Origin of the sequence: Methylocapsa sp. S129 (genome assembly GCF_009765995.1) — a bacterium.
Classification (GTDB): domain Bacteria; phylum Pseudomonadota; class Alphaproteobacteria; order Rhizobiales; family Beijerinckiaceae; genus Roseiarcus.
This window is the reverse complement of the sequence record NZ_LMUI01000019.1, coordinates 227,040-236,257: the sequence shown is the minus strand read 5'-3', so window position 1 is coordinate 236,257 and position 9,218 is coordinate 227,040. Positions and strand designations below refer to the sequence as shown.

The following is a 9,218-nucleotide window of genomic DNA, read 5'->3' as shown; positions in this document are numbered from 1 at the left end:
TCGGCAGCTCCTCGAATCAGGCTGCCCCCAACAGGAATCATAACCGATTCATTCGAATCGAGAAGTTTCGAGACGGACACTTAGCGCGGGAGCGAGCCGTATGGCCCTGTCAGGCCTCGTCTCGCATCGCCCTTGAAGCGGGGGAATTGGGGAGTGGGTTGAATTTGCCGCCCGCCGACGCGTCTGAGAGGGCGCCGGTGGGCCTACTCGGGCCTTCATTCATGGATCTGAGCCCTCCCTTCAGGCGGCGCAGCACGCGCTCGGCGGTCGACGCCGCGCGCAGGATGAAGCGCACGCTGCACCCCGTTGACGACGGGCCGCGCGCGAAAATTCCGATTTGTGTCGATGACAATGATCTTGCTCATCGCCCACCTCCAATCGCCGATTGATCACGGCTGGAGTGTGAGCGGCGGGGCAGGAGCCTTAGGCCCTGACGATGCCTCTCACGTCGTCTCCGACGCCGTGGACGGTCCCAAAATGTGCCGGCTCGCCAATTGCGGACCACGCCGCCGTCGAGAAGCCGAAGCTGCTACTGCCCATGTTTCTTTCAGAAAATTGTTGATCGTCGGACGCGCACGAGCGTCGTCCAACACGGCGGCTATGCGCCCCTCGATAACGCCTGTCAATCGAAAAAAGGCAGCGACGGACCCGCCGGCAGGACCGCTGTTTCGCGACGAAGCGGACGGCGTGTGCGCCATCCATCGCGTTGCGCGGCGCGCCCTCACTGGGCGGCGTAGAGCGAGGATTTGGCGGGATCGCTGATCGAGACCCAAAGATTGGGATCTTCCTGCGACTGGCGCTTCACGAAGCGATAGCCGGTCGCATTCCATGGCCGGATTTCGTCCGAGAGGTTGTCGAGGACAAACTCGCCGCGGTCGGTCTTCACCGTGAGGATCGCATGTCCTTCGCCCTCAAGGTCGCGCACGATCGTCATGAGCAGCGCCTGGCGGGGAAACCCCTCCTCAAGCAGGAGCTTGCGTTTATAGAGCGCATAGATCTTGCAATCGCCCTTGCCATCGACCGGATAATCCCAATGGTCGAGCATCGTGCCCCAATGATCGAAATTGCTGATCGGCTCGATGGCGGCGTTGACCTGGCGGTTGATGCGATCGAGCAAGGCCCAGGTCTGCGCGGAGAGCTTGACGTCGACGGCGGCAAGCCGCGGCACGTTGCATTCCTCCGGCCGACGGCCGCAGAAGTCCACCCAGCCATAGGGCACGCTCGTCTCCGCTCCGACAGCGGCGTAGCTCGTCTGCAGCAGGTGCGCTTGCGCCCCGGCTCCCCCCGCGACAAAGGCGATCAGCGCTGCGGCGACGGCGGCCGCTTTGATCGATGCGATGTTCATAACGACGACCTCTGGCGTTCAAGCTGAGGTCACCGTGCCAAACTCAATTTGCAGTCGATCTAAATCAAATACTCAAATTCTACTGATGAGCATTAATTCTTGTGGCGGCTCCATAGTATATAGAACGACAAGAGATAAGGTATATAGTCTATTACTTCCCGTAAAATTGCGCGCCTGGCGCCCAGGCAGAGGCGGGGCGGCGTGTGGGGCGCCACCGCATTCCCTCAGTCTTCCGTCAAAAGCCGAATTTGACTCCCGCCTCGACGCTTTGGCCCTGTCCGTTAGGGACCCAGGGTTCCCAATAGGGATTGTTGACGCGATTTTCCGCGTGCCATTTGAGGTCAAGCGACGGGCTCCCTACAGGCACCGGCGCCACCTTCGAGTCAGCCGACGAAGAGGCAGGCTTTGACGGCTTGGCGCCGCCGGCCGGCGGCGCACTCGGATCCGAAAATTTAATGTCCGCCATATCGCCGGCAGGGGCGGCGGGCTTGACCTTCTTCGCCTTTGCGACATGCGCCGGCGCCTTGAGCGGGGAGGGAACAGCGTCGTCGGCCAGGGCCGCTAAGGGCGCGGCGATCACGGCCAGAACGATGCACACCACGCGGACGCGACGAAAATTCATAGGCGGCCATTTCCCTATGGTGGACGGTGGTTCCGGCTGCGATTGTGCCGCCGCTGCAGGCGACGCGCAAGGCCGAGAATTCCCGATCCGAATGGCCAAAATATGAAGCCGAAACGCCGCATCGACGCCGAGCGTCAGTCCGCCGTGCTTGACGACCAGCTTGCGTGCGAAATGAGCGGCGAGGCCTCCAGGGCCGCAACCACCGCGTCCATTTCCTCGGGATGGACGGCGGTGCTGACTAAGGTCGCGGCAAGCTCGGTGACATCTTCGCTGCGTTCGGAAACCTCGATCTCCCTGACGGGATAGCTCGCGCTTTCCAATTGCTCGGCCAGGAGATCGCGCACTTCGCCGACATGTTCGGCTTGCGTGAGGACATGAACTTCATACGTCGCCTCGGCCGATTGCTCGTCCATCGGCGTGCGGTTGATCCTGTTGACGAGCGGCCGCAACAGCGTGTTTCCCGCCAAAATCGCCACAGTCAGGACGCCGGCCTCCGCCGCAAGGTTGACGCCACACAGCGCGCCGACGGCGGCAGAACACCAAAGCGTCGCGGCGGTATTCAGCCCCCAGACGTGGCTGCCTTCCTTCATGATCACGCCGGCGCCCAGAAAGCCGATGCCGGACACGACATAGGCGGCGATCTGGCTCGCGCCCGCCTGACCGTTGAGATGCATGCCGAGCGACACGAAAGACGCCGCGCCGACCGCGACCAGAACATTGGTCCGCAGGCCTGCGCTGCGCTGACGATATTGCCGCTCGGCGCCGATCGCGGTGGCGAGGACAAAGGCGATCGCGACTTTGAGGGTGAAATCGAAGAGCTCGCCAAGGTCGATTGGATGAAACATCGCCATGGCGATTTCCTTCGGATGCGTTCGGGGTCGGCCGGGCCTCGCTTGCCGTCATGCGCAACGGGCGTCAAGCCCCATTCGCGCAGCGGTGCTTCCATGGCTTCAGGCATTCGAGCGGTCGCGCGACAGCCTCACGCAAGTCGATCGCCCTAGTCTCGCATAGATCGCGCGAGCCCGTCGCCTGTGATCTCCTGATCCAATTTGGCAGGGAAGCCGCCCGTGAACGTTCACAGAGCCAAGAGTTTCGGAAGCGAGTCGCCAGATATGACGGCGGGGGCCGATCTGCTTCTGGCGGCGGGCGGCGACGAACGCATTCGTCTTGACCCCGTTACGCGACGCAATCGATACGGAACGACGGTGACGCCGTGTCCCGGCGAGATTTTCCTGTCTTCATCGACCGCCTCGACGATCACACCCCAAGCGCATCGCGCCGTTGAATTGGCATGGGCCGCTCTGTCGGCAGATTCCAGCGCCGGTTATCAAGGGATCGACGCTTGGTTCGAGAGCCTGCGGGCGCGGCTCCTCGCCCTCTTTGGCATTGCCGGCGGCAATGTGGTCCTGACGGGATCGGGAACGGAAGCGGAATTGACCGCTTTGGCGATCGCCAGGAGCGTCGCCGGCGGCCCTCTCACCAATATCGTCCTGGCGCCGGCCGAAACCGGAAGCGGCGTCCTGCGCGCGGCGGCGGGAGCCTATTTCCTTGATTCCACACCGTTCGGCGAAGCGCGACGGGCTGGACATCGCCTAAACGGCTGGGAGGGCGCCGACATTGCGACGGTGAAGATTGAGATTCGCGACTCGCAAGGCGATTTGCGCGCGGCCGCCGGTGTCGACGCTGAGGCGCGCTTGTACGCAGCCGCCGCGCTTCAAGCGGGACGCAGCGTTCTCTTGCATTTGCTGCAGACGTCAAAGACCGGCCAATCCGGCCTGACCGCCGCAACGGCTTCCGAAATCCTCGCGATGGCGCCGGACCGGGTCGTCATTATCGCCGATTGCTGTCAATTGCGGTGTTCGCGGGAGCGCGTTCAGCAATTGCTGCAGCGCGGCTTCATGGTCGCCATCACCGGTTCGAAATTCTTCGCCGGCCCGCCATTCTCCGGCGCGCTGTTTCTGCCGCCGCAAATCCTGAGACGCATCGGACAATTGGCGCTTCCCGCCGGGCTCGCCGAATACAGTTCGCGTCTGGACTGGCCGGACGACCTTCAAGCCCAGACCCCGTTGCGCTGGGCCAACGAGGCCAACCTCGGACTTGGCCTCCGATGGGTCGCCGCGCTCAGCGAGATGGAGCGTTTCTTCGCCGCGCCCTGCGCTCTTCGCGCGCGCGTTCTGGCCCATTTCGAACAAGCAGTGCGAAGACGAGCCGAAGGCATGAGGAGCCTTTGCGAAATATCCGACGAGCCCCATTCGTTTCGCGAGGAGCCAAGCAGCATCCTGTCTTTCGTTATGGCCCATCGTGACGGCGCCGCGTTCTCCGCCGCCGAGACAGCGCTGGTGCACGCGCGCCTGCGATTGCCTTGCGCGCCTTCAATGGCAGGCTCTCCCGCTCTTTTGCGGACTTTTCATCTCGGACAATCGGTCGCGATCGGGCCAAGGACCGTGCTGCGCGCTTGCGCGAGCGCGCCGATGATCAGCGAGATGGTCGAGCGCGTTGAACAAGGCGAGAGCCTTGAAGCCGCCTTCGCGTCATTGGAGGGGAATCTCGACGCGCTTTTCGAGAAATGGAGATGGCTGATGGGCCAGATCTCTGTTCAGCGTGACGCCGCACTGTCCGCTTCCGGCGACCTTGAGCGCGCGATATGAGCGACGATCTCGACCCCGATGATTGGTCGGCGTTCCGCGCCTCCAGCCATCAGGCCCTGGACCGGATGATTGATTTTCTCCAGACCACGCGCGAGCGTCCCGTCTGGCGGGACGCTCCAGCGGAGGTTCGTCAAAAATTTTGCGCACCGCTTCCGCGCGGCCCGCGTGCATTCGCCGATGCGCTCAACGATTTCGAGGCGAACATCAAGCCCTACGCCGTCGGCAACACCCATCCTTTGTTCATGGGCTGGGTGCACGGCGCGGGTACGCCCGTCGGCATGATCGCCGAAATGCTCGCCGCGGGACTGAACGCCAATTGCGGCGGCCGCAACCATATCGGCATCGCAGTCGAACGCCAGATCGCGCAATGGGCCGCCGAGCTCTTCGAATTTCCTCAAAGCGCCAGCGGGATCTTCGTGACCGGCTCCTCCGCCGCGAATTTCCTCGGCCTGCTCGTCGCGCGCGACGCGGCGATGGGGCATGAGATCCGCCGCACCGGCTTTTCCGCGTCGGGCGAACAACTCATCGCCTACGCCTCCGCTGAAGCTCATGGCTGCGTCGCCCAGGCGATGGAGCTGGCGGGCGTCGGCTCGGCGCATCTGCGGTCGATCCCTGTCGATTCCGCCGGAGCGATGCGCGTGGATTTGCTGCAGGCCGCGATAGACGACGACCTTAGCGCCGGCCTCTCGCCTTTTCTCGTCGTGGGGACCGCCGGAACGGTCAACACGGGCGCCATCGATCCCTTGCAAAGCCTCGCCCTGACCGCGACGAAATATGGGCTGTGGTTCCATGTCGACGGCGCCTTTGGCGCGCTGGCGGCGCTTAGTCCGAGTCTGCGGCCGAAACTGTCGGGCGTCGAACTCGCCGATTCGATCGCCCTCGACTTTCACAAATGGGCGCATGTTCCCTATGACGCGGGGTTTCTTCTGGTTCGCGACGGTCAAATGCATCGCGGGACATTCGCCAATGCCGCCGCCTATCTTCAGCGCGCGCCGCGCGGGCTCGCCGCCGGAGAGGTCTGGCCGTGCGATCTCGGCCCGGATTTGTCGCGCGGATTTCGCGCGCTGAAAACCTGGTTCACGTTCCAGGTGCATGGCGCCGACAAGATCGGCCGGGCCATCGAGGCCAACTGCGAAAATGCGCGACATCTCGCCGAGTCCCTCGCGCGATCCAACGTGTTCGAGCTGCGCGCCGCCGTTTCCCTCAATATTGTTTGCTTTGCTTTGAAAGCCGGCTGGCGCGATGAGGCCAATGAGGCCCTTGTCATCGACCTGCAAGAGCGCGGCGTAGCCGCGCCCTCAATGACGCATCTCTCCGGTCGCCCGGTCATTCGCGCCGCGATCGTCAATCACCGGACCAAGCGAGCCGATGTCGATGATTTCGTCGCAGCGCTGCATGAGTCCGCCGCGCGAATTACCCCTTGACGATGCTCGGGATCTTTTCCGCCGGCGGCGTATTCCGGCTTCGCTGCGATCGCACGATCCCGTCGATGATGGTCATGCCGACGCCAGGCAGATCGCCGAGTTGAACGCTTTCGAGCAATGTTTTTCCCGCCGAATGCTGCGCGCGATCCATGAAGACGAAATCGGCGGCGCGTCCCACTTCGATCAACCCGCAATCGAGCGCGCGCATCTTCGCCGTATTGCCGGTCGCAAAACAGAAGGCGATTTCGGCGGGGACGCCGCCGAGCGAGGACAGCATCGACACCATCCGAATAATGCCGAGCGGCTGCACGCCGGAGCCCGCCGGGCCGTCCGTCCCCAGGATCACACGGCTCAATTGGCCAAGTTCGCGCGCGGTGCGCAGGGTCAGGAGGGCGGCGCGCTCGTTGCCGTTATGGACGAGTTCGAGACCGCGCTTGCATCCCTCGCACAGGCAGACGATCTGATCGTCGGGCAAGGCGGTATGGCCGCCGTTGATATGGCCGATGACGTCGGTGTCGGCCTCCAAAACCACGTCCTTGTCGATGAGGCCGGAGCCGGGGATCGAAGGGCCGCCAGTGTGGATGGTGCTGTTGATCCCGTATTTGCGCGCCCAGGCCACCATTTTGCGGGCGGTCGCGCCGTCCTTCACGCCGCCGAGTCCGACTTCGCCGAGATAGCGCACGCCGGCGTCCGCCAATTCCTTGAAATCATGTTCCTCCATGCCTGGCTCGATGACCGGCGCGCCTGCGTGAACTTTGACGCCGCTGGCGCGGAACGCCGAAAAGGTCCGCTGCGCGGTGATCGCCATGGCTTTGAGGCCAACAATGTCGCGCGGACGGCCGGGCGTGTGCACTTCGCCGGCCGAAACCATGGTGGTGACGCCGCCATGCAGCGTTGAGTCGATCCAGCCCAGTTGATTCTGTCGCGGCGTCCAGTCGCCTGCGACGGGATGGACATGACTGTCGATCAGGCCAGGCGAGAGCGTGACGCCATTGGCGTCGACGAGCGTCGTCGCGCCTTCCATATCGATGTCCTTGGCGCGGCCGATCTGCGTGATGCGTCCGTCGATTGCGACGATCGCGTCGGCGTCGAGAATTGGGGCGGCTATGTCTCCGCTCAGCATTAGCCCGATGTTTTTGATAACGAGCTTGGTCGGCGCGCCGGAAGCGGCGGGTTCATCATGGGCCATCGGATGCTCCGAAAGTTGGGGACATGCTTCTCAACATGGGCAGGCTAGGACAGGACTCGCGATGGATCGCATAGCGAAATTCGCGTAACGGCGCCGACGCGGTCAACGAGAATGAATTTATGAGTTTGAGCCTTATCGTCTTGCCGGAGGCTCTGCTGGCGAATCCCAGCCGACATTCAAATCAACCTCATTCAAAGCCCTTGACCTGCGCCTAAATTCATTTGTATACAAATGATATTCCGCCTGCAAGCTACGACTTGTCGCATGAGACGGCGCTTTGAACGCCGCGCGGCGGGTTGAAGAACTGATGCTATCAACTTAATAGACAAATAGCCCCTGTTTCCCATGGCCGCAGGGGCGGGGGGCCCCAAAATACGATCCGCCCTGACCTGTCGGAGATGGTGAGCGATGAGCAATTTCAATCAAGAGACCGTCCTTAGCGTCCATCATTGGACCGATCGGTTGTTCAGTTTCAAAACGACGCGCAATCCCGCCTTTCGCTTCCAGAACGGTCAATTCACGATGATGGGCGTCGAGGTCAAAGGCCGTCCGCTGGTGCGGGCCTATAGTCTGGTCAGCGCCAATTATGAGGAAGAGCTGGAATTCTTCAGCATCAAGGTCGCCGACGGCCCCCTGACCTCGCGCTTGCAGCATCTCAAAGAAGGCGACCCGATCCTCGTCAGCCGCAAGGCGACCGGCACGCTCGTGCTCGACAATCTCAGCGCGGGGCGAAATCTCTATCTCCTGGGGACCGGCACCGGCCTCGCGCCGTTCCTGAGCATCATCAAGGATCCCGAAACCTATGAGCGCTTCGAACGCGTCGTCATCGTTCACGGCTGCCGCTGGGCCGCCGAACTCGCCTACAGCGATCTGATCGCCAACGTCATGCCCAACGACGAACTCGTGGGTGAAAGCGTCAGGGAAAAGCTGACCTATTATCCGACGGTCACCCGGGAGCCGTTCCGCCACAATGGCCGCATCTCCCTGCTCATGACCAATGGCAAGCTGTTCGAAGATGTCGGGCTTCCCCCGGTATCGGCGGACTCGGACCGGTTCATGCTTTGCGGAAGCCCGAATATGCTCGCCGACATCAGAGCCATTCTCAAGGACAAGGACTTTGTCGAGGGCAACCATGGCGCCCCAGGGCACTACGTGATCGAAAAAGCCTTCGTCGAGAGCTGATGCTGCGCTGAATTGCGCAAAACGGCGCCCTGCGATTCCTAATTCTGGGGACAAAACCGAGATCGGTTCGTTTTTTCTTGACTTGATTCGAATCGATCGTTTCCAAACCGTTAAAAATCGATCTATCCTCCGCGCCATGAGCCGACCCGTCGCCCAGCGGGTCCGCGGGGCGGGGGGTGGGCTCGATGAGACGCCTGAGTTCGGCGTGGGTGAGCGTTTTTGCGCTGGCCGCCTCAATCGCTGTCGCGCGCGGCGATGAGGCGACAAACCTCCTTTTCTTTTCTGGCGATCTGATGAGCAAGCGCAGTTTTGCCGGTCTTGGCTGGCTGCACGCCGCCTCGGGCCTCGACTTGAGCGGACCGGTCTTTGCGGTTGAAATTGGACGCCAGCAAATCAATCTGGCCTACGGGCAGGCGGCGGCCGGATGGCGCTTCTCCCAACCCGGCTTCTCGCTGACTCTTCTCGGCGGCGCTGAACTCGCGCCCGGCGCTGCGCCCGCGGCGCGGCCTTTGGCGTCGGCTGATCTTTGGTGGGAGCCCGCCAAGAATTGGATGGCGACGGCCCAGGTTCAGACGACGCCCGCTTATGTCTCCTGGCGTCTGGCGGCCGGACTAAAGCCAGCCGAGAATTGGCCTTGGATCGGGCCGGAGGCGGCGGCGTCCACAGGGGAATTGCGCGCCGGGCTCCACGCGACCGGATTGCGCTTGGGCGGCGGCTTTGAAGCGCGCGTGGCGACGGGGATTTCGTGGTGCGGCCAGCGGGCAGGCCCCTATGGCGAACTCGCGGTTTGGCGAAGATTCTGACGCGC

At 62.8% G+C, this 9,218-nt stretch carries 8 protein-coding genes; 4 read left to right on the top strand and 4 right to left on the bottom strand.

Annotated features, from left to right (window positions below):
• Positions 1 to 721 precede the first annotated feature (721 nt).
• The 3 genes from GSQ90_RS12705 to GSQ90_RS12695 form a co-directional block, all read right to left on the bottom strand.
• Positions 722 to 1,345: a transglutaminase-like cysteine peptidase gene (locus GSQ90_RS12705; protein ID WP_158815189.1), complete on the bottom strand. Its 624-nt coding sequence runs from the start codon at positions 1,343 to 1,345 to the stop codon at positions 722 to 724.
• 235 nt (positions 1,346 to 1,580) lie between these two features.
• The gene (locus tag GSQ90_RS12700; protein WP_158815188.1) at positions 1,581 to 1,967 is read right to left on the bottom strand and encodes a hypothetical protein; all 387 of its coding nucleotides are present in this window, start codon (positions 1,965 to 1,967) and stop codon (positions 1,581 to 1,583) included.
• A 134-nt stretch (positions 1,968 to 2,101) separates the two neighbouring features.
• Positions 2,102 to 2,818 (bottom strand): MgtC/SapB family protein, encoded by a 717-nt coding sequence (locus tag GSQ90_RS12695; protein WP_158815187.1) that lies wholly within the window; start codon positions 2,816 to 2,818, stop codon positions 2,102 to 2,104.
• A 216-nt stretch (positions 2,819 to 3,034) separates the two neighbouring features.
• Here GSQ90_RS12695 and GSQ90_RS12690 point away from each other — a divergent pair, with 216 nt between their 5' ends.
• Together GSQ90_RS12690 and GSQ90_RS12685 are read left to right on the top strand one after the other, a co-directional pair.
• Positions 3,035 to 4,615, top strand: a complete 1,581-nt coding sequence (locus GSQ90_RS12690; RefSeq protein ID WP_158815186.1) for a hypothetical protein — start codon at positions 3,035 to 3,037, stop codon at positions 4,613 to 4,615.
• Positions 4,612 to 6,039, top strand: a complete 1,428-nt coding sequence (locus GSQ90_RS12685; RefSeq protein WP_158815185.1) for an aminotransferase class V-fold PLP-dependent enzyme — start codon at positions 4,612 to 4,614, stop codon at positions 6,037 to 6,039. The genes GSQ90_RS12690 and GSQ90_RS12685 overlap by 4 nt, the downstream gene beginning before the upstream one ends.
• Here the strand turns inward: GSQ90_RS12685 and GSQ90_RS12680 are convergent.
• A complete protein-coding gene (locus GSQ90_RS12680) occupies positions 6,029 to 7,228 on the bottom strand; it encodes an amidohydrolase family protein (protein WP_158815184.1) in 1,200 nt (399 codons plus the stop codon). The genes GSQ90_RS12685 and GSQ90_RS12680 overlap by 11 nt on opposite strands.
• 408 nt (positions 7,229 to 7,636) lie before the next feature.
• Between GSQ90_RS12680 and GSQ90_RS12675 the strand changes: the two genes are divergently transcribed.
• Both GSQ90_RS12675 and bcsS read left to right on the top strand, forming a co-directional pair.
• Positions 7,637 to 8,410, top strand: a complete 774-nt coding sequence (locus GSQ90_RS12675; protein ID WP_158815183.1) for a ferredoxin--NADP reductase — start codon at positions 7,637 to 7,639, stop codon at positions 8,408 to 8,410.
• Positions 8,411 to 8,595: 185 nt separating this feature from the next.
• On the top strand, positions 8,596 to 9,213 hold the full coding sequence (gene bcsS / locus GSQ90_RS12670; protein WP_158815182.1) for a cellulose biosynthesis protein BcsS: 618 nt from the start codon (positions 8,596 to 8,598) through the stop codon (positions 9,211 to 9,213).
• Positions 9,214 to 9,218: the final 5 nt, after the last annotated feature.